A 21,121-nucleotide genomic window follows, 5' to 3' on the forward strand; every position below is an offset into this window, starting at 1 on the left:
GCATATCGCATTGTAGCCCAGTTGCGGGTAGGCTCGGTGTCATGCGAGAGGAAGAAGCGGATCGGCGGTCCGGCAGTGTCCGGTCGATGAACAGCGTCCTGACCACCTTGCGGGTGTTCGAAGAAGTCGCCCTGCGACAACCGATCGGCGTCTCGGAACTGGCCCGTGTGACGGAGATCCCGAAGGGCACCGTCCAGCGCTGCCTGGTGACGCTCAGGCAGGCCGGCTGGCTCAAGGTCATGGACACCGAACGCGCGCGGTGGGGCGTGACGAGGAAGGTGCTGGCCCTCGGGCTGCGCAGCACGGGGGAGCGCGATCTCCAGGACGTGGCGGCCCCGGTCCTCAAGCGTCTCGCGGCCGCGACCGACGAGACCGTCCTGCTCGGCGTGCGCGACGGCGAGTGTCTCGTCATCGTCGCCCGTGAGGACACCACGCAGGTCGTTCGCGTCTTCCTCGAAATCGGCACGCGGGTGCCGCTGCGCGCGACGTCGGGCGGCACGGCGATCATGGCGCTGCTCGAGGACGACGAGGTCGACGAACTGCTGCGGTGCGAGCTCGCGGAGTTCGCCGACGCCCCCTTGCCGGACGTCGCGGAGCTCCGGCGCGAGATCGCCCAGACCGCGAAGCGTGGCTACGCGCTCAACGGCTCGTCCTCGTGGTACCGCCCGCACGTGGCCTCCATCGGCGCGGCGGTCGGTGACCCGCTCGGGCGTCCGATCGCGGCGGTCACGCTCGCTGTTCCGGAAACGCGATACCGCCGCGACCAGGAGAACACCCTCGCGCCACTGGTCATGGCCGCCGCGGCCGAAATCAGTCACCTGCTCGCGGCCGACTGACACCGGGGAGGTCTCGTATGTCATCACGGGAGCCGGTCCATCTTCGCGCTGTCGGGCATCGTCGTGATCGTGACCATGCCGACGACCGCCGCGGCGACCACGTAGATCCAGATCTTGTCGCGGTGCCCGATGCCGGTCAGCCAGGTCGTGAAGTACGGCGCCGTGCCGCCGAAGAGCGCGACCGTTGCCGCGTAAGGCAAGCCGGTCCCGGTGGTGCGCACCCGGGTCGGGAACAACTCGGCGTAGAGCGCCGCCACGTTCGCCGAGTTGCCGACGAGCAGCACCACCCCGACGAACTCGACGAGCACCAGCGTCCAGAAGCCTGCCCCGTCGAGCAGGCGATAGGCAGGCCACGCGTACAGCGCGAACCCGACCAGGAAGAACAGGAAGGTCGGACGCCTCCCGAACCGATCCGACAGCAGTCCTCCGAGTGGGAGCAGCAGCATGAACGCGACGACGGACAGCGAATTCGCGAGCAGGGCCCGATCGAGGTCCAGGCCGGTGGTCACGGCGACGTAGCCGGGCATGGCCGTGATCCACAGGTAGTAGATGATCGTCCCGGGAACGGTGATCCCGACGACGCGAAGCAGGCTCAGCTTGTGCTCGGCGAACAGCGTCCGGACCGGCCGGTGCGGGGCGGTGGTCGCCGCCGCGTCGTGGAAGTGCCGCGTTTCCTCGGTGCGGAGCCGCAACCACAGGACGATCAACCCCAGAGCGGCGGCGGCGGCGAAGGCGATCCGCCAGCCGAAGGAGTGCAGCTGCCGATCGTCCAGAAGGGTGGTCACGGCGAGCGCGAACAGCGACGCGAGCAGGATCCCGCCGGCCGTCGACACCTGCTGGAAGGATCCCGCGAACGCCCGCCTCCCCGGAGCCGCGTTCTCCAGGATGTACGACACCGAGCTCGGCCATTCGCCGCCCGCGGAGAAAGCCTGCACCAGCCTGGCCACCAGCAGGACCACGGGCGACAACACGCCGGCCTGCTCGTAGGTCGGGCACACCGCGATGGCGAGACCGCCGGCCGACATCAGGCCGATGGTCAGCGTCAGGGCCTTCTTCCGGCCGAACCGGTCGGCGTAGGCGCCGAGCACGAGACCACCGAGCGGACGGACGAAGAAGCCCACCGCGAAGATCGCGAGCGTGGACAGGAACGCGGCGGCCGGATCGCCCTTCGGGAAGAACTGGTTCGCGAAGACCGGCGCCAGGGACGCGTAGATCCCCCAGTCCACGTACTCGACAGCGTTGCCCAGCGCCCCGGCGAGGACCGCCTTCCGCTGCTTGGCGGTCATCTTGGCCGGAGGTGCCGCGGCACCAGGGTTTCCGGTCACGACGGTGTGCTGTTCTGCAGTCACGGCTCTCCCTGAGGTTCGAAGCCAGCCCGGTCGATTGGATTACCGTAATACGGTATTCTCATCTGTCAACAGGCCGTACTACGGTCATACAATGTTGCGAGGAAGTGAGTTCGCTGTGCCCAGCCCTGAAGCACCCGCCCCGGAGCTGAACCCGTTGCGGTTGCGGGACGTTTCGATCCCCAATCGCCTGTGGATGTCCCCGATGGCCCAGTACGCCGCGGGACCCGACGGTTTGCCGACCGACTGGCACCTGGTGCACTACGGCCAGCGCGCGGTCGGCGGAGCGGGGCTGATCATGGTCGAGTCCACGGCGGTCGGCCCGCAGCACCGGACCACCTCGGCGGACCTCGGGATCTGGACCGAAGGACAGGCCGTCGCCCATCGTCGCCTGACGTCGTTCATCGCCGGACACGGCGCGGTCCCCGCGATCCAGCTGCTGGCCGCGGGCCGGAAGGGATCACACCAGGTGCCCTGGGAGGGCGAAGGGCAGAACGGCCCGGTCGGAGTGTCCGACGGCGGTTGGGGCGTGTTCGGGCCGTCGGCGATCCCGTTCGGCGACCTGGCCGTGCCCCGCGAAGCGACTCAGGCCGACCTCGACGAGGTCGTCGCAGCCTTCGCCCAGGCGACCCGGATGTCCCACCTCGCCGGGTACCAGGCCGTCGAGATCCACGCCTCGCACGGGTATCTCCTGCACCAGTTCCTGTCCCCGCTGGCCAACCACCGCACTGACGAGTACGGCGGGAGCCCGCGCAACCGGATGCGCTTCCCGCTGCGCGTGGCCCGGGCGGTCCGGCAAGCCTTCCCGGCGGACAAGCCGGTCTTCGTTCGCATCACCGCGACCGACTGGGCCGAAGGCGGTATCACCGTCGAGGACGCCGCCGAGTTCGCCAAGGAACTGGCGGCCGCGGGCATCGACCTCCTCGACGTCACGTCCGGTGTCCTGGTGCGTGACCTCGAAGCCCGGCCGCCCGCACGGGCCGGGGTGAACGTCGGGTTCGCGGCCGCGCTCAAGCAGGCCTCAGGTCTCGCGGTCGCTCCGGTCGGGCAGATCGACGGCTTGGCGGCGGCGAGCCGGATCGTGGGCGACGGCGAGGCCGACGCCGTGCTGCTGGGCCGTCCCCTGCTGCGTGACCCGTACCTCGCTCTGCGCGGCCGCCCCGCCGACAAGGAAGCCTGGCCCGTCCGCTACCACCGCGCGCTCTGACCCTCTCCCGGATGACAAGGAAATCATGGTGAACAAAGAGAACCGCGAAGTCGTCCGTCCCGACGGCACGACGATCCACTACACGGTCACCGGCCCGGCCGACGGGCCGGTCATGGCACTCGTCCACGGCTGGGGCTGCGACCGCCGCGACTTCGACGCGATCACCGGCTTCCTCCCGCGACATCTCCGCGTGCTGGCGGTCGACCTCGCCGAGCACGGAGACTCGCGGTCCACCCGCGACGTCTGGACGATGGAGGAATTCGCCCGCGACGTGGCGGCCGTCCTCGAAGCCGAGTCGGTCGGTTCGTGCGTCGTCATCGGGCATTCGTTGGGCGGGGCGGTCGCGGTCGAAACCGGCAGGCTGCTGCCCGGGGTGGTCACCCGCATAGTGGCGCTCGATGCCCTGCACTACCTGTCGTTGTTCCCCGCGCAGGACGAATGCGCGGCCGACGCGTTGCTGCACCCCTTCCGCGAGGACTTCGCCGGGGCGATGCGGGGCATGGTCGAGGCGGGCTCACCGCCCGGCACCGACCCCGCCCTGGTGGACGCCTACATCGAGAAGATGAGCGCCGTGCGTCAGCCGGCGGGCTTGTCCGCCCTCGAAGGACTGGTGAGCTGGGACATGGACGCCGCGCTGCGCGAGACGACCCAGCCGATCGTGGTGTTCGCCGTGCGCGCGATCATCACCCAGGAAGCCATCGATCGCTACGGCGATCGCGTGCGGATCGAGACGATCGAGCTGGGAAGCCACCATTTCCACGTCGAATCGCCCGAAGCCACGGCCGCGCTGCTGGCCGCCGAGATGTCCGCCTAGGGCCTGTTTCGATGTGCTGACCAGCGGAGCTTCTGGCCGGCGTTGTGGGTGCGGCGTGTCTTGGACGAGATAGACGAGGTCTCCGGTAGACCGATCAACGACCAAGCTGATCAAGAACACCGGAGACCTCGTGCCCAGCCTGGCGGCGACGGGGCGAGCCGATCCGACCGACGCGCAGTGGGCGATCCTGGAACCGCTGCTGCCCGTCGGCAAGAAGCCCGGCCGCCCGCCACCGTGGAGCAAACGCCGGCTCTTGAACGGCATCCGCTGGCGGGTTCGTGTCGGTTCGCCGTGGCGTGACGTCCCACCTGTGCGTGGCTGCTGGCAAACCGTCTATGGCTTGTTCCGGCGCCGGCCGCGCGCCGGTGTGCGGGCGCTGGTCTTGGCGGCGTTGCCGACCCGGGCCGACGCCGCCGGGCTGATCACCTGGGAGGTGAGCGTGGATTCCACGACCAACCGGGCGGCCGCGCCGACCGGGCCTATCTACGGCGGCGCGGGATCGCGTGCACGATTCCCCAGCCCGCTGATCAGGTCCGGCAGCGCCGCAACCGCGGCCGGGCTGGTGGCGGCCACCGGCATTCGACCCGGAGATCTACAAGCAACGGCACGCGGTGGAGTGCGGCATCAACCGGCTCAAACGCAACCGAGGCGTCGCCAGACGGTTCGACGAACTCGCGGTTCGCTGTGCGGCAACCGTGCACATCGCGGCGATCAACGAGTGGCTACGACAAGGAAACAAGCTCTAGGACTCCCGGGTCCCGCTCAGCCCGACTGCCGTGCGGCGAGTTCGCGCAGCGCGGTGGTCGCGGCGTTGCGGACGTGGTCCTCGCACGCCTCACGAGCGGCGGCGGCGTCACCGCGAACGGCCGCGGCGTCGTGGATGGCGGTCAGCTCGCGGACGGTTTCCGGCCCGCGGCCTTCGGCCTGCATGGACAGGCCACGCAGCAGCTGCACGCGGGCGTGGATGCCGCGCAGTGTCGAAGCGATGATCGGGTTCGCCGCGCCGTCGATGAGGACGTCGTAGAACTCGTCCTTCATCTCCAGCCGCTCGGCCAGATCCGCCTTGCGGTGCGTCCTGGCGTAGCGCCGGACGACCTTGCCCATCAGCTCACGCTGTTCGGTGGTGGCTCGCTGGGCGAACAGGGCTCCGGCCAGGCCTTCGAGTGCGCCGCGCACCTCGAACAGCGCTTCGGCGTCGCCGGCGGTCAGCTCGGTGACGACCGGTCCCCGGTTGGGCACCGTGGTCACCAGGCCTTCGGAGTCGAGCTGCCGCAGGACTTCGCGGACGACGGTGCGGGAAACCTCGTACCGCGCGCACAACCGGGATTCGACCAGTCGCTCACCCGGCTTGAACTCCGCGGCCAGGATGTCGTGCCGGAGCGCTTCGAGGACCTGCGCCCGCAAGGGAGCGGCCACGCGCTGCACTCTTTGTCCTGTCACGCGGCCGTCTCCTCGTCATCGGTCTAAGACGGTATCACTGTAGTATGCCTCGTCAGGTCAACGCCGGTCACCTTCGCCAGGTGGCGGGCGATCTCGGACTGGTCCGGGTTCCCCTCGCCCAGGTCGGCGAGCGCTTCACGGCAGAACCGGACACAGGCCCGCGACACTTCCGGCGCCAGCCCGAGCGAAGTCGACAGGTCCAGCGCGGTGGTGATGTCCTTGACGGTCAACCGAAGCGAGAAGCCGACCTGGAACCGCCCGTCCAGCACTTCCGGCCCGATCTTGACCTCCGTCGACTGGTTGCGGCCGGTGGACCGGTTGACGACGTCGAGCATGATCCGTGGGTCCAGGCCGAACTTGGCGCCCGCGGTGAGCACCTCCAGCGCCCCGACCAGGCCGATGGCCGACAAGAGGTTGTTGAGCGCCTTCAGCGCGTGCGCGGCCCCGACGGGGCCCACGTGTGTCACGGACGTCCCCATCGTGCGCAGGATCGGCAGGACCCGTTCATAGTCTTCGGCGGAGCCGCCCGCCATGATCGTCAGTTCGGCCGTCGCGGCCTTGCGCGGGCCGCCGGAAACGGGGGCGTCGACCATCGCGACGCCGCCCTCTTTCAGTCGCCCGGCCAGTTCCTGAGTCGCACGGGGCGCCGACGATCCCATATCCACCACCAGCGTGCCGGGTCTCAACCGGCGGGCGAAGCTTCGCGGGTTTCCGGGATCGCCGAGCACCCGCTCGACCACGGTGCTGTCGGGCAGCATGAGGATCACGACGTCGGCATCGGCTCCGTCGAGGAGGCCCGGTAACGCCGTCACCCCCGCGTTCCGGGTGGCCGCGTCGACCACGGCACGGTCGGCGTCGTGGACCGCGACCGGCACGGATCGCGCGAGGTTGCGGACCATCGGCTGTCCCATCGTGCCCAGGCCGATGAAGGTGACGGCGGCTGCCATGACCACTTCCCTTCGTGATGTCCGGCGGGTCAGCCCTGGAAGGCGGCGACGGTCGGCTCGAGGCCGTCCGCGCCGACGACCTCGCGCCAGGCCTCGAAACCGGTCTGGAACGCGACGATCCCCGCTTCGGGCAAAGAAATCTCGATCGCTTCGAGGATCTCGCGGGGCGTGACGCCGAGTTCGAGGGCGACCTTGATGTGGCTCTGGATGTGCCCCTTCGTGGCACGCATCACCGTGAGGCTGACGATGAAGATGAGCTCCTTCGTCTTGCGGTCCAGCGTGCGCTGGTCGAGGTACGCGGCGCTGACCAGCCTGTTGGCGGCCCGCAACACATCGAAGTCCTGCTTGGCCATCACCTTGTGGTAGTCGAGGACGTAGCCCCGTTTGCGCGCCATGTCGTCGATGTAGGTCTGCGGATCGTGATCAGTGGTGGTCATCTGGGTCCTCCGGTCGTCGGTGTCCTAACCATAATACCGTAATACGGTTAGTCAACCCCGGGCTCGCCGAAGCGCCGGAGCAGGCCGTGCTACCGATCAGGTGAGCTCGGCAGCGGCAAGGAGACGCCGAGCACGCCGCCGGACCGGATCGTCGATCATCTGTCCGTTGTCGGCACCGACGCCCGAGTTCGGAGACGCCAGCACGCCGCGCGCCCATGCGACGTCCTTCGCCGACGGGGCGAAGATCTCGGCGGTGCGCTTGATCTGTGCGGGGTGGATGAGCAGCTTCGCGCCGAACCCCAGCTCGCGGGCGTGTCGTGCGTCGAGGGCCAGGGACTCGGGGTCGTCGAAAGCCGTCGTGACGCCGTCGATCGGCGGCGCGCAGCATGCCGCCGCCGAGGCGTAGACGAGCTGCGACCGTGCGGCGGCCAGTGCCGCGTGGGAGGCCGGGTCGACGCCCAGCTCGGCGGCGAAGTCGACGTTGCCGAAGGCGACCCTGACCACGCCCGGGGCGCGGCAGATCTCACCGGCGGCCAGCAAACCGCGTGGGGTTTCGATGATGGGGATGATCGCGACGGCGCCGTTGTCGTGGCAGGCCGCGACGTCCTCCGCCGACTCCGCTTTCGGGACGACCACCGCCGTCGCCGTGCTGACCGCGGCTACGTCGTCATCGGACCACGGCGTGGTCCGGCCGTTGATCCGCACCGCGGCGCGTCCTCCGCCGGCCAGCCACCGCGTCACCCCGGCTCGGGCGTGGACCTTGTTCTCAGGCGCGACCGCGTCTTCGAGATCGATGATCACCACGTCGGCTCCGGCGGCGACCGCCTTGCCGAACCGGTCAGGTCGGTCCGCGGGGACGAAGAGGAACGTCCGGGCCGTTTCGAGGGCAGGTGCCGCCATCGCCGGTCTCCTCCACAGTGTGGTCAGGCGCCGAACTCGGCGCGCAGGGCTTCGGTGTGTTCGCCGAGTGCGGGGACGGCGCCCATCCGGGCTTCGCGGCCGCGCACCGTCACCGGCGGCAGGAGCGCCCGGACGGTGCCGCCGGTGGTCTTGATCTCCCGCCCGCGGTCGCGGGCTGTGAGCTGCGGATGCTCGAAGAACTCCGCGGGCGTCCTGACTCGCGCCGACGCGATGCCGGTTTCGTCGAGCAAGGCAACGGCTTCGTCGGCGGTCAGCTGCGTGAACGCGGCCTCGATCAGCGGGGTGATCGCATCGTTGTGTGTTACGCGGTCGGTGTTGGTCACGAACCGCGGGTCGACGGCGAGTTCGGGCTGCCGCAGCACCTCGGCGCAGAGGGCCGCCCATTCGCGGTCGCTCTGGACGCCGAGGAAGACCGTCGAGCCGTCGCCGGCGCGGTACGGGCCGTAGGGCGCGATGGACGCGTGCCGCGCGCCGGTGCGCACGTTCGCGCGCCGGCCGTAGACGGAGTAGTAGGCGGGCTGCATCATCCATTCGCCGAGTGCGTCGATCATCGCGACGGTGATGGTGCTGCCGGTGCCGGTGCGGCTTCGCTCGTACAGCGCGGTCAGGATGCCGCTGTAGGCGTACATCCCGGTGGCGATGTCGGCGATCGAGACGCCGGCCTTGGCGTGCTCGTCCGGCGTCCCGGTCACCGACACCAAGCCGGTCTCGCACTGCACGAGCAGGTCGTAGGCCTTCTTCGCCCGGTACGGGCCTTCGCTGCCGTAGCCGGAGATGGAGCAGTAGATCAGCTCGGGGCGCGTCGCACGGAGCGTGTCGGCGTCGAGACCGAGCCGATCGACCGCGCCGGGCACGAGGTTCTGCACCACCACGTCGGCGTGGTCGATCATGCGGCCCAGCAGGGTGCGGTCGCCGGGGTTCTTGAGGTCTAGCTCGATGCTTTCTTTGCCGCGGTTGAGCCACACGAAGTAGCTTGCCTCGCCGTGGACGGTGTGGTCGTAGGCGCGGGCGAAGTCGCCCGTGCCGGGGCGTTCGATCTTGATGACCCGGGCACCGAGGTCGGCGAGCTGGCGGGTGGCGAACGGCGCGGCGACGGCTTGTTCCAGGGCGACCACGGTGACGCCGTCGAGGGGCAGCGCGGTCACGAGATGACCTTGTTCCGCTGGATGAGCTGGCGGGCGATCACGGTGCGCTGGATCTCGTTGGTTCCTTCGCCGACGATCATCAGGGGGGCGTCGCGGAAGTAGCGTTCGACGTCGAACTCGGTGGAGTAGCCGTAGCCACCGTGGATCCGGACCGCGTTGAGGGCGATCTTCATCGCGGTTTCGGAGGCGAACAGCTTGGCCATGCCCGCTTCCAGGTCGGCACGTTGCCCGGAGTCGTAGGTGCGGGCGGCGTGGAAGGCGAGCTGGCGGGCGGCCTCCAGCTCGGTGGCCATGTCGGCGAGGTAGTTGCCGATCGACTGGTGCTCCCAGATCGGTTTCCCGAACGCCTCGCGCTCCTGCGCGTAGCGGAGGGCGTCGTCGAGCGCGGCCTGACCGACGCCGAGTGCGCGGCAGGCCACCTGGATCCGCCCGATCTCCAGGCCCCGCATCATCTGGGCGAAGCCGCGGCCTTCCTGCCCGCCGAGCAGGGCGGCGCGGGGGACGCGGAAGTCGGCGAAGGACAGCTCGCAGGACTCGACACCCTTGTAGCCGAGCTTGGGCAGATCGCGGGAAACCTCGAACCCCGGGCCCTTCTCGACCAGCAGGATGCTGATCCCGCGGTGGGCCGGGCGCGCACCGGGGTCGGTGCGGCACAACAAGGCGACCAGCTGGGAGTGGCGGGCGTTGGAGATCCAGGTCTTGGTGCCGTTGATGACGTAGTCGTCGCCGTCGGCGCGCGCGGTGGTGCGGATGGCCTGCAGGTCGGATCCGCCACCCGGCTCGGTGAGCGCCATGGTGGCGCGGATCTCGCCGGTCGCCATCTTCGGCAGGTAACGGTCCTGCTGCTCGCGCGTGCCGTGCTCGAGGATCAGTTTCGCGACGACGGTGTGGCCGCCCATCGCGCCGGCCAGGCTCATCCAGCCGCGGGCGAGTTCGGTGGTCACGGCGGCGTAGCAGGACGTGCTGACCGCGACCTCGCCCCAGGGCTGGGGAATGGCCAGCCCGTAGACGCCCATCTCCTTCATCTGCTCGATGAGCCGTCCGGGGTAGGTGTTGGCGTGCTCCAGCTCGCGCACCACGGGCCGGACTTCCCGGTCCACCCAAGTGCGCACCAGAGCGGCGAGCTCGGCTTCGTCCGCGGTCAGTTCAGGCATCGGAGGAGTCCTCCCGGTCGAGAGCTTCGGCTTCCATCGCGAGCCGGCCGTCTGCGGAGGCGGCCCAGAGCACCGTCGTGTCCCCGTCGCGCCGCCCGTTGACGGTGAACGCCTCCGGCAGGAACAGCGGGGAGCGGGCCCTGTAGCGGAACGAGGCGAGGGGCCGGTGCCGGCGGACGGTCAGGTCCAGCAGCAACGTGGCCAGCAGCGGCCCGTGGATCACCGGGTTCGGGTAGCCCTCGACGGCCCGGCAGTAGTCGGCGTCGTAGTGGATGCGGTGGCCGTTGAACGTGAGCGCGGAGTACCGGAAGAGCGCGGTGCTGTCGAGCTGCCAGGTCTGGCTGAACTCCGCATCGCCCGGCGCAGGTGGCCCTTCGTGCCCGGCCGGCCCGGTCGGCGGTTCCCGGTACACGATGGTTTGCGTCTCGGTGATCGCCGTCCGGCCGGCCACCCTGATCTCGTGGGCGACGTCGACGAAGTACAGCGGGCCGGTGCGACCCTGTTTCTCCGAGATGGCGCGGATGGTCGAGATCTTCGTCGTCGTGGCGCCGAGCGGGACGGGGGAGTGGAACGCGAGGTCGCCGCCTGCCCACATGCGCCGGGACAAGGGCACAGGCGGCATCGTGACACCGAGCGCGGGGTGCCCGTCGGCGCCGAGCTGCGACGCCCGAACCGTGTCGTGGAAGTACAGCCAGTGCCACGCGGGCGGAAGAGTGTCACCGGCTTTGAACAGCGGCGCGCGGTCGAGCGTGACCGCCAGCCCGTTCGCCGGTCCGGGGTCGAGCACAGTCGTGCTGGAACGGGTGGTCCCGATCCAGTCTGGCCAGTTCGTCTCCACTGTCATCGCCAACGTTCCTCCATCGCCACGCTCGCGCCGGCCGCGCAGGTGGATCCATCTTGAAGGAGCATGTTGCCTGAAGTCGAATGACAAGATTTCATTACCGGATGCCGAGGAGACATGGGGAGGGCGGAAGATGGATTTCAAGCAACTGACCGCGGTCGTGACCGTGGCGGAGACGGGCAGCGTCACCAAGGCCGCGCAACTCCTGCACCTCGTGCAGTCCGCTGTCACGCGCCAGATTCTCGGCCTCGAAGAAGAACTCGGCGTACCGCTGTTCGACCGCTCCCGGCAGGGCATGCGCCCGACGGCCGCCGGCGCGAGGCTGGTGGAACGGGCGCGCCGGGCGTTGGGTGAGCTCGAGCGGGCCCGCGCCGAGATCAGCCCGGTGCGCGGCGCCGTGACGGGCATCGCCCACGTCGGCATCCTGGGCGGCGCCATCGACCTGCTGGTCCCGCCGTTGGTTGCGGTCGTCGCGGAGAAGTACCCGCGGATCGATCTGCGCATCTCGACGGCGTACTCAGGCCATCTACGCGAATGGCTCGACACCGGAGAGCTCGATCTGTCCCTGGTGTACAACCTCGACGACACCCCCGCGGTGCGCGTCATCCCGCTGCTGCGGGACCGGTTGTGGGTGGTGGGGCCGCCGGCTGCCGGACTGCGTCCCGACCAGCCGGTCGACGTCGGCGACGCGCTGCTGCAGCCGTTCATCGTCCCGGTGCCCGGCCACGGGTTGCGGATCCTGTTCGACCAGGCACGACTGTCCGCGGGAGTCGAGCCCAACACGGTCGTGCAGGCGAACTCCATGGAACTGCAGAAGGTCCTGGTCAAGGCCGGACGCGGCTGGACCGTCCTGCCTGCCTCCGGCGTCGCGACGGACTTGGCCGAAGGCACGTTGAGCGCGGCTCCACTGCGGAACCCTGAGATCCCGCGAACCATCGGCCTCGGCTTGCCGCGGACCGGCCGGACACCACCAGCCGTCGAGGCGGTCGCGACGGAACTGGCCCGGATCATCCGCGCGGCCGTCGCGGACGGCGCGTGGCCCTCGGCACAGTTGCTCGACCGCTGACCGGGTGAGTGGCCGTCGAGGCGTCGGGTTACGCGCGTCGGGGAACCATGCGAGCACCAGCGCTGATCGAATCCCTGCCGAGCGGCGCATGACCGGGCGGACCAAGCCGCTGCGGCGCACCTCGTCACCGGCGGAGGACGAGGGACAGCGACGCGAGTTTTGTTGCGGTGTATAACAGATCATCTATGGTGAGTTGACATGACCTATTCGAGGATGGGCTGCCTCGTGGGGAATGGTTTCAAGGTCTGGAACTCGGCGACGAGATCACTTATCTTGAGAGTATTCCGGCGCGCCGGAGCGCCGAAGCCGCCACCCGGGAAGCCGTCATCATCCTGCTCCCGTTGATCAGTGCGTTCGCCACAATTCCCGAAGCCTGACCGTCGGCTCGTCCTGGTCCATGACCTCCACGCCTGCTTGCGTTGACGCAACCTGCCCGCGTCCGCAGCGAACACCGCCACCCCTGGGACAGTCACAGCAGGCCTGAAGAGAAGGTGCCCTTTCCAAGCCGGCGCACTAGACGGCGCGGCCGGTCAGCGAGAGGAGCTGGACGACAGGGTCGGTGCTGTCGGTGGGGATGGGCGGGGCGATGATGCCCAGGCCGTCCCAGCGTTTGACGTTGGCGCGGGCGTAGGCCAGGCAGAGCTCGACGGCGTCCGGGTCGAGCGAGCCGGGCTGGGCGATGCCGCGGGCCAGGTCCCATTCGTGGACGGTCAGGTCGACGAGCATCTGGTCCGCGTAGGTGGTCAACTGAGCCTCACCGAACGAGAACCGGTAGTTTCCCGACAGGTCGGTGTCGAGCCAGGCCTTCCCGGACCGCTGTGCCGCCTGTTCCCAGGCTTTTGCCGGGTCGTCGCCGAGCAGATCGCCGTCGTAGCGGTCGCCGACCTGCTCCAAGGGTTCGCCGGCGAGGATGTGCGGTGCCCAAAGATGCTCGCCGACCAGGTGGTTGACCAGGTCGCGGACGCTCCATTCGGTGCACGGCGTCGGGTCGTTCCACGCACCGGCGGGCACCTCGAGCACCCGGGCGCCAAACCGGTCGATGGCGCCGGGAATGAGGTCCAGAGCATTGATCATGGCGGCACAATACCCCTTTCAACGGGCGTTCCGGATTGCCTACGCGCGGACCTTTGCCCGTGGGGGCAGGCAGACAGCAGACGACGGTGGACGAGATCGCCGCCGCGGCCGGCATGTCCAAGCGCAGCTTCTTCCGCTGCTTCGGCAGGAAGAAGACGTCAATCCCGGCAAGCACGAGCGCCTCGGCGACCAGTTCGTCGAAGGCTCTCAAGGCGCGGCCGCTGGACGAGCCATTGTGCACGTCGCTGCGGCGGATGTTCGACGACGTGACCGATCCCGCGCAGGCGGCGGGGACGGCGGAACTCCGGCGAGTCATCAAGGGCTCGGTCTCTTCGCGTGCGGCCTATCTCGACCGGATGCTCCGCGACCAGTCCCCGGATCGCCGACACCGCTCGGGAACGTGCGCGCGAGGTCGGCCGTCCGGGGGAGGGGGAAGGTTCGTCGTGCCGGACGAGGTGGCCGAGCATGAACCGGGCGACCCGTTCGTGCTCGGCGACCGACCGGTGCGGTGCCATCCGTGCGGCACCGCGGGTCATTTCGTCCGGCACCATTTCCCAGGGCGCCCCCGGGTTCCCGTCCAATCCAGACGAGAGCGCGACCGTGTCCATGCTCAGCTGGATCAGGCCCACGAAGTCGTAGGCCGCCCAGTCGACGTCCGACGGGTTCCGCGCCCGGTTGAGGTGTACCTCGAAGATCGGCGAGAGGTGGGCCAGTGCGCCGGCGCCGCGTCGTGCTTCCGGGCAGCGCGCGCAGCGTCTCCCTGACAGAAGCGTTGTAAATGGGTTGGCATGGGTGAACCTTTAGCGAACTTTGCCCGAGTTGTGAAGGCTGTTCGCCGGATCACAGACCCCGCGCCGGGTGGTCTGGGTATCGGTCAGCGGTCGGTGACGGTGTCGACGGTGGGTCTGGCTCCGGCGATCCGGAAGCTGGCGGACGAGAAGATGCAGGTCCGTCTGGCGGTGTCGCTGCACACGCCGGACGACGAGCTGCGGGACACACTGGTGCCCGTGAACAACCGGTGGTCGATCGACGAGGTCCTCTCGGCCGCGCGGTACTACGCCGACACCTCCGGACGGCGCGTCTCGATCGAGTACGCGCTGATTCGAGACATCAACGACCAGCCCTGGCGAGCACAGCTTCTCGCGAAGCGCCTGCGCCAGCACCTAGGCCAGCTTGTCCACGTCAACGTCATTCCGCTGAACCCGACTCCGGGCAGTAAGTGGGACGCGTCGCCGAAGCCGGTTGAGCGGGAGTTCGTGCGCTTGGTGAACGCCGGTGGTGTCGCGTGCACGGTCCGGGACACCCGGGGTCAGGACATCGCCGCGGCCTGTGGCCAGCTGGCTGCTGAAGGTTGAGTTGTTGGTTTCGATGATGGAGTGTTTGTCGTGATGTATGCCCCCAGCCTGTTGGATCCGGCTGCGGAGGAGCTGAGGCTCGCGGACGTGGTGGGCCGCGGTGCGACCGAGGTGGCGCGTGAGGCCCGGACTCTGTTGGGTGAGCGGTTCAGCTCGGTGACGTTCATGTATGTGCTGATGCGGGCGTTCGAGGTGGAGTACACGGCGGCGTGCGACGCAGCGCGCTGGCATGAGTTCCACGGTGGGCCGGGGGCGCTGTCGGATGCCGATCTGGAGAAGCTGCTCGCTCCGTGGGTTGGTCGCTGACCACTTCGACCATCGTCAGGGTGCAGGTCAGTCGTCTGCCCGGCGACGTCATCGGCCCGATGTCGGCGAGACCAACTGCGTCCCGGACGACAACCGGGCTCGGTCAGGTGCCGCGGTCGGAGCGGTCACCGGGGTGAGCCGTCGCCGCTTGCGCGAACGTGCTTTGACCGGCGTACGCGGTATCCAAGCGGGCGACACATGGCCGGCGAGGTCAGCGGCGACCCCGAATTCCGCCGTGGCAGTAGCGCAAGTCGCGGCAGCACCCAGTCCCATGTCGCGTGCATGGTCCTCGCCAGGTAGAGCTGGATGATGGCGACTGAGGTTCACCCTGGCCGATGGACAGTCTCGCCGCCCACCACGGTGAGTTCCGAGCGGATCGACGGCAGGCGATCCACCGGAACGGTGAAGTAGTCCTCGCTCAGCACGGCGAAGTCCGCCCAAGCACCAGGCGCGAGCCGGCCGCGGGTGGTCTCCTCGAAGCTCAACCAGGCACTGCCGGTCGTGTAGCACTCCAATGCCTGCTCCCGCGTCATCCGGTGGCGGCCGGCGCGGCGCGGCACGCCGTCCGCGGAATTGCCGGTGACCAGCCACCACAGCGCTAGCCACGGATCGTGTGAACACGCGCGGGTGGCGTCGGTGCCCGCCGCCGTCGGGATCCCGGCGGCGAAGAGGTCGGCGATCGGCGGGACGCCGGCCGTCGCCCCGGAGCCCCAGACCCGTTCGGCGTGCGCGGCCTTGAACACGTGATGATCGTCGAGCACGACGCCGGCGCCCAGCCCTTTCAGCCGCCGTAGGTTGCGAACGCTGATCCGGTCCGCGTGCGACAGCGTGAACCGCAGGTCCCGGAGCGGGATGTGCTCGTCGATCGCTTCCCAGCAGGTGAGGATCCGATCGATCGATTCGTCGAGGACGGCGTGGATGTTCACCGGCCAGCCGCGTTCGGCCGCGTGGCGGCAGATGTCGTACAGATCTTTCGCGGCGTCGTCGGTGATGGTGAAGTCCTCGAGCCCTTCGAAGTCGTGGCAGCCGAAGTGCACCACCTCGCCGATGCCGAGGAACTGCAGCATGGGGTCACCGAATCGGGGCGGGGTGTGCCGTATCCACGTGGCCAGCTGGGCGTACTCCTGCCCGGGGTCGGTCGCCGAGAGGAACAGCCGCATCCGCATGGAAAGGATGCCGTCGCGCCACAACGCGAACAGGGGTTCGTACCGCTGCGGCGACATGCCGAATCCGCCCGCGTCGACGATCCCGGTGAGTCCCAGGGCGTGCAGGTCGGCGAACATCGCCGCGGTCGATCGGCGTTCCTCCTCCGGCGTCGTCGGCGGCACGGCGGCCAGGATCCGGTTGAACGCGCCCATGCCGAAGATCCGTCCCGTCGGCTCGCCGGTCGCCGGGTCCCGGTCGATCTGCCCGCCCAGTGGGTCCGTGGCCGTTGCGTCGATCCCGGCCGCGTGCATGGCCGCCGAGTTGAGCACCGCGACCTCGTACAGGGCCTGCACGTAGACCGGGTGATCCGGGGCGGCGGCGTCCAGTTCGGCCCGGGTGGGTTCGCGTCCTTCCGTGAACTGGGACGGGTGCCAGCCGCCGACGACGCGCAGCCAAGTGCCCGGGGGTGTCCGGCCGGCGGCGGCGCGGATCCCGGCGAGCGCGGCGGGCAGGTCGGGGACGCCGTTCCACCGCAGTTCGCCGGTCCAGGTCGAGCCGGCCCGCACGGCGTGCATGTGGCCGTCGATGAGGCCGGGGATCACCCGGCGGCCACCGAGGTCGGTCAGCACCGCGCCGGGTCCGGCGAGGGCCCGGATCTCCGCGTCGGTGCCGCAGGCGCCGATCCGGCCGTTCCGGACCAGGAGCGCGGTCGGCTCGGGACCCGGCGGGCGGGTGCGCCCCGGCCAGACCAGGCCGTTGACGAAGATGCGGTCGGCGTTCACCCCTTCACACTCCCGCCCGAGCGGGCGACGATGCCAGCAGGCGATCCCGGGAGGCTCTGGCCCGCTCCCGCACCGCCGCCAAGTCGTGTCGCCGCAACCGCCCGCCTTCTTTGACCACGCGACCGGCGATCAGCACGGTGTGAACGTTCTCGTTGTCCGCCAACGTGATGGCCGCCGGCAGGTGGTTCACCGGCGTCAGGTTCGGCCGGTTGGTGTCGAGCAGGACGATGTCGGCTTGCTTGCCGGGGGTGAGCGACCCGATCCGGTCGTCGAGGCCGAGCGTGCGGGCGCCCTCGATCGTGGCCATCCGGACGACGTCGCGGGTGGTGATCGTCAGTTCCGGCAGCGCTTCCCCGCGGGCGAGGGCGAGGTGGTTCTGCCAGCCGCGTTCGGCTTCGAGGGTTCCGCGCATCTCGGCGAAGAGGCTGCCGCCCACTCCGGACACGACGTCGACGCTGAGGCTGGGGTCCACCCCGGCCGCGCGGAGCCGGCCGGTCGCCGGGTAGCCGTGCCCCATCTGCATCTCCACCCGTGGTGAGATCGAGGCGTGCCCGCCGGTGTCGGCGATCAGCCGGAGTTCGGCGTCGGTGCAGGTGTTGCAGTGGACGTAGATCAGGTCGGGACCGAGCAGGTTCCGCCGGTGCAGCTCGGTGATCGACCGTTGCCGGCCGAGGAGGCCGACGCCGACGTGCAGGGAGACGCGGACGCCGAGTTCGCGGGCCAGGCGTAGGTCGGCGACGGTGTCCTCGATCGGCCCGAACTCCGGGCCCATGCTGGCCAGCGCGAAACCGATCAGCCCGGTGCCGGAGCAGCGTTCGGCGAGCCGGGTGACGTCGCGGGCGTACCACTCGGCGGGTGGGCCGCCGGGACTGCCGTAGCCGAACACGGCTCGCACCCCGGAGTCCGCCAGTCCGCGGACCGCTTCGTCGGCGTGTTCGGGGCTGCGCATGATGTGGGCCCAGTCCATGACGGTGGTGATGCCGGCGTCCACGGCTTCGAGTGCGCCGAGCAGCTCGGCGGCGTAGACGTCGGCGGGGGAGAAGCGGGGCCCGAGGGTGGACAGCATGCGGTCGACGTATTGGCCGAGGGTCCAGTCGGCCGCGATCTGCCGCAGTGCGGCCTGCCAGAGGTGGCGGTGGGTGTCGACCAGCCCGGGCAGCACGATCATGCCGGTCGCGTCGATGATTCGGGCCCCGTCGGCGGGCAGGTGCTCGCCCACTGCCGCGATTGTGTCCCCTTCGACCAGGACGTCCCCTTGCGGCAGTTCACCGATGCGGGGGTCGACGCTGTAGATCGCGCCACCTCGGATGAGCGTACGTGTCATCGTTGACCTCCGGTGATGGGCGTTCTCAGCGCCAGGTGCGCGTGTCGGGCGGGACGTCGCCGACGGTGAGCACGGTGCCCGCGGTGAGGATCTCGAAGGCGTCCGGGATCAGGTCCGCGACGGCCTTCTTGAGGGGGAAGCCGCTGCAGTGCATGGGGGCGACCAGCCGGGGTTCGAAGGCGGCGAGCGCTTTAGCGGTGTTGTCGATGCGGTTGGCGCTGATCCCGGGGTGCCCGGTGTGGAAGCCGCCGAGGACCCCGTGCAGGGTTTCGGTGCCGGTGAGCGAGCGCATGTGCTCGATCGAGCTGATCACCCCGCGGTGCCCGCACGGGTCGATGACGATCAGCCCGTGGCCTTCGACGTCGATCCCGAGCACCTGGTGGTCGTTGATGTCGTCGGCTTCGACGTGCCCGCCGGCGTGCACGCACAGCCGTCCCGTGGGTGCTTCGAACTCGAATTCCGTGCTGGTCTTCATTTCACCGGAGGTCATCAGCCCAGGTCCGAGCGGTACCGGGTCACGCGCCTCGATCAAGTGCCCGCCGGCCTGCCGCACCCCGTCCCGGGTCAGGCCGATGTTGATCATCGGCAGCGTGACGTGCGGCTTGACGATCATCCGCGGGTCGAAGGCGTCGGGGTGTACCACCACCGGGGTGGGGTGGCCGATGGCCTCGAGGACACCGTTGATCCCGCCGAAGTGGTCGGGGTGGCCGTGGCTGAGCACCACAGCGTCCACTTCGGACAAGTCCACGCCGAGACGCCGCGCGTTGTGCAGCACCACCGGGGCCGTCAAGCCGGCGTCGAAGAGAACCTTCGTCGACGTCGTCGGGGTGAACGTCTCGACGAGGAAGCACAGCCCGTTCTCGGCGAGCAGTTCGCCGTAGCGCGAGCTGAAGTGCTGGTCCATGTTGTACCGGCGCAGGCGGGGGGTGGACGGGAGCAGGATGTCGATGAAGTTTTCGTCGAGGACGGTGATGCGGACACCGGCGCAGCGCGTCATGGTCTCGCCTTTCTGGTCGGTCACGAGCGGGGGTCGGGGGTGAGGACGACGCGGCCGGGCACCTGGGCCGCCACCGCGGCGTAGGCGTCGCGACCCTCCTCGAGGGCGAACCGGTGCGCGACCGGCAGGGGCCGGAACTCGCCGCGCTCGAAGTACGGGGTGAGCAGGGTCAGCCGCTCGGCGGATTCGGTGACGTCGAGCTTGCGGCTGTCAGCCCCCAGCAACCGGGCCTCGCGGTGGTAGAAGTCCGGCAGGTTGAGCTCCACCACCGGCGTGCCGACGGCGCTGATCACCACCCACCGGCCGCGCTGGGCGAGCGCGGCGAACGCGGCCGGCGTCGTGACGCCACCGACCGCGTCGTAGACGACTTCGGCACCGTGGCCGCCGGTGTGCTTGCGCAGTGCGTCGGCGGTTTCGACGGTGTCTCCGGTGAACGGGACGAACTCGTCGACGATCTCCGCCGCCGGGGTTCCGCCGGCCGGCGCGACCCGGTCGACCCCGAGCACCCGGGCGCCGCGGGCGCGGGCGATCTGGGCGACGGCGCCGCCCACGCCGCCGGAGACGCCGAAGACGACGACGGTTTCGCCGCGGTCCAACTGGGCGATTTCGACGGCGCCGAGCCAGGCGATCACGAAGTTGACCCCGACGGCCGAAGCCTCCTCGAAGTTCAACCGCGTGGGTTTACGGGCGAGGGCGGTCACCGGGACCTGGAGGTACTCCGCGTGCGAGCCGTCCAAGGTGAACCCCACGTCGCCACCGGTTCCCCACACTTCGGTGCCGCGCCACTCGGCCGGGCCGTCGACGACGACGCCGGCGAAGTCGCGGCCGGGCACCCGCGGCAGCACGGTGCCCTCCATCACGCCGGCAACGTTCTTCAGGTCGGAGGGGTTGACCGAGGCGGCGCGTACGGCGACCACCGCGGCGCCGTCACCGGCGACCGGCTGTGGCACCTCGGTCACCTGCAGGACGTCGGGACCGCCGAACCGGTCGAAGCGAAGCGCGCGCACGAAGATGTCCTTTCGGAATGGGGGCGTTCAGGCGAGGACGAAGATCCACTCGACCGTCTGGAACGGCTCGGTCATGACGGTGCCGTCCGGCGCGGTCTCCCCGGCGTCGTGCTGCACGAAGTCGGCGACCAGGGAACGCTTGGCGCCGAACACCGCGTCGCTTTCCAGGTACGGGTCCCCGGCGCGGAAGAGCATGGTCACCAGCGGCTCGTGGCCGGGTGCGTGGAACCAGAAGTGGATGTGCTCCGGCCGCATCGGAGAGCGCCCAGCCGCGCGGAGGATCTCCCCGCACGGGCCGTCGGTGGGCACCGGGTAGTACCGCGGGACGATCGAGCGGAAGGAGAAGCGGCCGTCGGAGCCGGTGCGCAGCAGGGCGCGCATCGCTGGTTCGCCGTGCAGCTTGTCGGCCTGCTGCACGTCGTAGAAGCCTTCGCTGTCGCTGTGCCAGGTGTCGACGTCGACACCGTCGATCGGCCGGCCGTCGGTGTCCACGACCCGGCCGGTGAAGAACAACGGCATACCGCTGACGTCGCCGGAGATGTCGGCACCGTCGGCGACGCGCGGGCGGCCCTCCACGAAGAACGGCCCGAGCAGGGTCGAGTCGGTGGCCGAGCCCGCACCGTGGTCGATCTGGTCGACCAGCACGCTCAAGCCGAGGATGTCCGACAGCAGCACGAACTCCTGGCGCGTCGGGCTGGAAATCCGGCCGACACGCTCCAGGAAGTCCACCGCGGCGAACCATTCCTCGCTCGTGAGGCGGACTTCGCGGGCGAAGTCGTGCAGGTGCTGCACCAGGCTCACGAAGACCTCGCGGACCCGCGGTTCCGCGGCGCCGTCGAAGGTCTTCCGCACCGCCTCGGTGATCGTTTCCTCGGTCAGGTCGATCGACATCGTTCGACTCCCTTCGTTCGGCTCATCACGAGCATCACGCAGGCAGCCCATCTCGTCCAACGAAGAGTTTGGATAATCAGCATCT

The 21,121-nt window shown here is 69.6% G+C and carries 20 protein-coding genes and 2 pseudogenes; 8 read left to right on the forward strand and 14 right to left on the reverse strand.

Annotated elements, in window-relative coordinates; all coding sequences use genetic code 11:
• Positions 1-41: 41 nt before the first annotated feature.
• Positions 42-836: an IclR family transcriptional regulator gene (locus ABFJ78_RS28285; protein ID WP_436389627.1), complete on the forward strand. Its 795-nt coding sequence runs from the start codon at positions 42-44 to the stop codon at positions 834-836.
• A 23-nt stretch (positions 837-859) separates the two neighbouring features.
• Here the strand turns inward: ABFJ78_RS28285 and ABFJ78_RS28290 are convergent, their stop codons facing one another.
• The gene (locus ABFJ78_RS28290) at positions 860-2,185 is read right to left on the reverse strand and encodes an MFS transporter (RefSeq protein ID WP_436389628.1); all 1,326 of its coding nucleotides are present in this window, start codon (positions 2,183-2,185) and stop codon (positions 860-862) included.
• A 115-nt stretch (positions 2,186-2,300) separates the two neighbouring features.
• Between ABFJ78_RS28290 and ABFJ78_RS28295 the strand changes: the two genes are divergently transcribed.
• From ABFJ78_RS28295 to ABFJ78_RS28305, 3 genes and pseudogenes are all read left to right on the forward strand, one after another.
• Positions 2,301-3,389 (forward strand): NADH:flavin oxidoreductase/NADH oxidase, encoded by a 1,089-nt coding sequence (locus ABFJ78_RS28295; protein ID WP_436389629.1) that lies wholly within the window; start codon positions 2,301-2,303, stop codon positions 3,387-3,389.
• A 28-nt stretch (positions 3,390-3,417) separates the two neighbouring features.
• Entirely contained in the window at positions 3,418-4,203 is a 786-nt protein-coding gene (locus ABFJ78_RS28300; protein WP_436389630.1) for an alpha/beta fold hydrolase, read from the forward strand.
• A gap of 130 nt (positions 4,204-4,333) precedes the next feature.
• Positions 4,334-4,516 (forward strand): annotated as a pseudogene (locus tag ABFJ78_RS28305) (transposase); the annotation flags it as partial.
• A gap of 449 nt (positions 4,517-4,965) precedes the next feature.
• Here ABFJ78_RS28305 and ABFJ78_RS28310 read toward each other — a convergent pair.
• From ABFJ78_RS28310 to ABFJ78_RS28340, 7 genes are all read right to left on the reverse strand, one after another.
• The gene (locus tag ABFJ78_RS28310; RefSeq protein ID WP_436389631.1) at positions 4,966-5,643 is read right to left on the reverse strand and encodes a GntR family transcriptional regulator; all 678 of its coding nucleotides are present in this window, start codon (positions 5,641-5,643) and stop codon (positions 4,966-4,968) included.
• A 23-nt stretch (positions 5,644-5,666) separates the two neighbouring features.
• Entirely contained in the window at positions 5,667-6,590 is a 924-nt protein-coding gene (locus ABFJ78_RS28315) for an NAD(P)-dependent oxidoreductase (protein WP_436389632.1), read from the reverse strand.
• 29 nt (positions 6,591-6,619) lie between these two features.
• A complete protein-coding gene (locus ABFJ78_RS28320; RefSeq protein ID WP_436389633.1) occupies positions 6,620-7,027 on the reverse strand; it encodes a carboxymuconolactone decarboxylase family protein in 408 nt (135 codons plus the stop codon).
• Positions 7,028-7,123: 96 nt separating this feature from the next.
• Positions 7,124-7,927, reverse strand: a complete 804-nt coding sequence (locus tag ABFJ78_RS28325; protein WP_436389634.1) for an HpcH/HpaI aldolase/citrate lyase family protein — start codon at positions 7,925-7,927, stop codon at positions 7,124-7,126.
• 23 nt (positions 7,928-7,950) lie between these two features.
• A complete protein-coding gene (locus ABFJ78_RS28330; RefSeq protein ID WP_436389635.1) occupies positions 7,951-9,093 on the reverse strand; it encodes a CaiB/BaiF CoA transferase family protein in 1,143 nt (380 codons plus the stop codon).
• Positions 9,090-10,247 carry an acyl-CoA dehydrogenase family protein gene (locus tag ABFJ78_RS28335; RefSeq protein ID WP_436389636.1) on the reverse strand — a complete coding sequence of 386 codons (1,158 nt, stop codon included), beginning with the start codon at positions 10,245-10,247 and terminating at the stop codon, positions 9,090-9,092. Before ABFJ78_RS28335 ends, ABFJ78_RS28330 begins: the two co-directional genes overlap by 4 nt.
• Positions 10,240-11,091 (reverse strand): FAS1-like dehydratase domain-containing protein, encoded by an 852-nt coding sequence (locus tag ABFJ78_RS28340; protein WP_436389637.1) that lies wholly within the window; start codon positions 11,089-11,091, stop codon positions 10,240-10,242. Before ABFJ78_RS28340 ends, ABFJ78_RS28335 begins: the two co-directional genes overlap by 8 nt.
• Before the next feature lie 130 nt (positions 11,092-11,221).
• On the opposite strand from ABFJ78_RS28340, the gene ABFJ78_RS28345 reads away from it, so the two are divergent.
• On the forward strand, positions 11,222-12,154 hold the full coding sequence (locus ABFJ78_RS28345) for a LysR family transcriptional regulator (RefSeq protein ID WP_436389638.1): 933 nt from the start codon (positions 11,222-11,224) through the stop codon (positions 12,152-12,154).
• 513 nt (positions 12,155-12,667) lie between these two features.
• Here ABFJ78_RS28345 and ABFJ78_RS28350 read toward each other — a convergent pair.
• Complete coding sequence (locus ABFJ78_RS28350; protein WP_436389639.1) at positions 12,668-13,228, reverse strand: TIGR03086 family metal-binding protein; 561 nt, start codon at positions 13,226-13,228, stop codon at positions 12,668-12,670.
• An 86-nt stretch (positions 13,229-13,314) separates the two neighbouring features.
• Here ABFJ78_RS28350 and ABFJ78_RS28355 point away from each other — a divergent pair, with 86 nt between their 5' ends.
• The 3 genes and pseudogenes from ABFJ78_RS28355 to ABFJ78_RS28365 all read left to right on the forward strand — a co-directional run bounded on the left by ABFJ78_RS28355 (position 13,315) and on the right by ABFJ78_RS28365 (position 14,889).
• A complete protein-coding gene (locus ABFJ78_RS28355; protein WP_436389640.1) occupies positions 13,315-13,992 on the forward strand; it encodes a hypothetical protein in 678 nt (225 codons plus the stop codon).
• 15 nt (positions 13,993-14,007) lie between these two features.
• A pseudogene (locus ABFJ78_RS28360) lies at positions 14,008-14,583 on the forward strand (radical SAM protein); the annotation flags it as partial.
• A 30-nt stretch (positions 14,584-14,613) separates the two neighbouring features.
• A complete protein-coding gene (locus tag ABFJ78_RS28365) occupies positions 14,614-14,889 on the forward strand; it encodes a hypothetical protein (RefSeq protein WP_331660148.1) in 276 nt (91 codons plus the stop codon).
• 323 nt (positions 14,890-15,212) lie between these two features.
• On the opposite strand, the gene ABFJ78_RS28370 is transcribed toward ABFJ78_RS28365, so the two are convergent.
• Genes ABFJ78_RS28370 through ABFJ78_RS28390 form a run of 5 tightly spaced genes read right to left on the reverse strand, consistent with a single transcriptional unit; the run spans position 15,213 to position 21,036 of the window.
• Positions 15,213-16,817: an amidohydrolase gene (locus ABFJ78_RS28370; protein WP_331660136.1), complete on the reverse strand. Its 1,605-nt coding sequence runs from the start codon at positions 16,815-16,817 to the stop codon at positions 15,213-15,215.
• Between the two features lie 4 nt (positions 16,818-16,821).
• Entirely contained in the window at positions 16,822-18,141 is a 1,320-nt protein-coding gene (locus ABFJ78_RS28375; protein WP_331660137.1) for an amidohydrolase family protein, read from the reverse strand.
• 25 nt (positions 18,142-18,166) lie between these two features.
• A complete protein-coding gene (locus ABFJ78_RS28380; RefSeq protein WP_331660138.1) occupies positions 18,167-19,162 on the reverse strand; it encodes an MBL fold metallo-hydrolase in 996 nt (331 codons plus the stop codon).
• Complete coding sequence (locus ABFJ78_RS28385) at positions 19,159-20,145, reverse strand: quinone oxidoreductase family protein (protein ID WP_331660139.1); 987 nt, start codon at positions 20,143-20,145, stop codon at positions 19,159-19,161. Before ABFJ78_RS28385 ends, ABFJ78_RS28380 begins: the two co-directional genes overlap by 4 nt.
• Before the next feature lie 27 nt (positions 20,146-20,172).
• Positions 20,173-21,036 carry a dioxygenase gene (locus tag ABFJ78_RS28390; RefSeq protein ID WP_331660140.1) on the reverse strand — a complete coding sequence of 288 codons (864 nt, stop codon included), beginning with the start codon at positions 21,034-21,036 and terminating at the stop codon, positions 20,173-20,175.
• Positions 21,037-21,121 lie beyond the last annotated feature (85 nt).

The organism is Amycolatopsis sp. MEPSY49 (genome assembly GCF_051337345.1).
Lineage (GTDB): Bacteria > Actinomycetota > Actinomycetes > Mycobacteriales > Pseudonocardiaceae > Amycolatopsis.

What these genes read in the sequence shown, in the direction of transcription:
- ABFJ78_RS28285 (WP_436389627.1), top strand. Translation starts at nt 42, where the DNA reads ATGCGAGAGGAAGAAGCGGATCGGCGGTCCGGCAGTGTCCGGTCGATG.
- ABFJ78_RS28315 (WP_436389632.1), bottom strand. Translation starts at nt 6,590, where the DNA reads ATGGCAGCCGCCGTCACCTTCATCGGCCTGGGCACGATGGGACAGCCG.
- ABFJ78_RS28320 (WP_436389633.1), bottom strand. Translation starts at nt 7,027, where the DNA reads ATGACCACCACTGATCACGATCCGCAGACCTACATCGACGACATGGCG.
- ABFJ78_RS28325 (WP_436389634.1), bottom strand. Translation starts at nt 7,927, where the DNA reads ATGGCGGCACCTGCCCTCGAAACGGCCCGGACGTTCCTCTTCGTCCCC.
- ABFJ78_RS28335 (WP_436389636.1), bottom strand. Translation starts at nt 10,247, where the DNA reads ATGCCTGAACTGACCGCGGACGAAGCCGAGCTCGCCGCTCTGGTGCGC.
- ABFJ78_RS28340 (WP_436389637.1), bottom strand. Translation starts at nt 11,091, where the DNA reads ATGACAGTGGAGACGAACTGGCCAGACTGGATCGGGACCACCCGTTCC.
- ABFJ78_RS28345 (WP_436389638.1), top strand. Translation starts at nt 11,222, where the DNA reads ATGGATTTCAAGCAACTGACCGCGGTCGTGACCGTGGCGGAGACGGGC.
- ABFJ78_RS28350 (WP_436389639.1), bottom strand. Translation starts at nt 13,228, where the DNA reads ATGATCAATGCTCTGGACCTCATTCCCGGCGCCATCGACCGGTTTGGC.
- ABFJ78_RS28375 (WP_331660137.1), bottom strand. Translation starts at nt 18,141, where the DNA reads ATGACACGTACGCTCATCCGAGGTGGCGCGATCTACAGCGTCGACCCC.
- ABFJ78_RS28390 (WP_331660140.1), bottom strand. Translation starts at nt 21,036, where the DNA reads ATGTCGATCGACCTGACCGAGGAAACGATCACCGAGGCGGTGCGGAAG.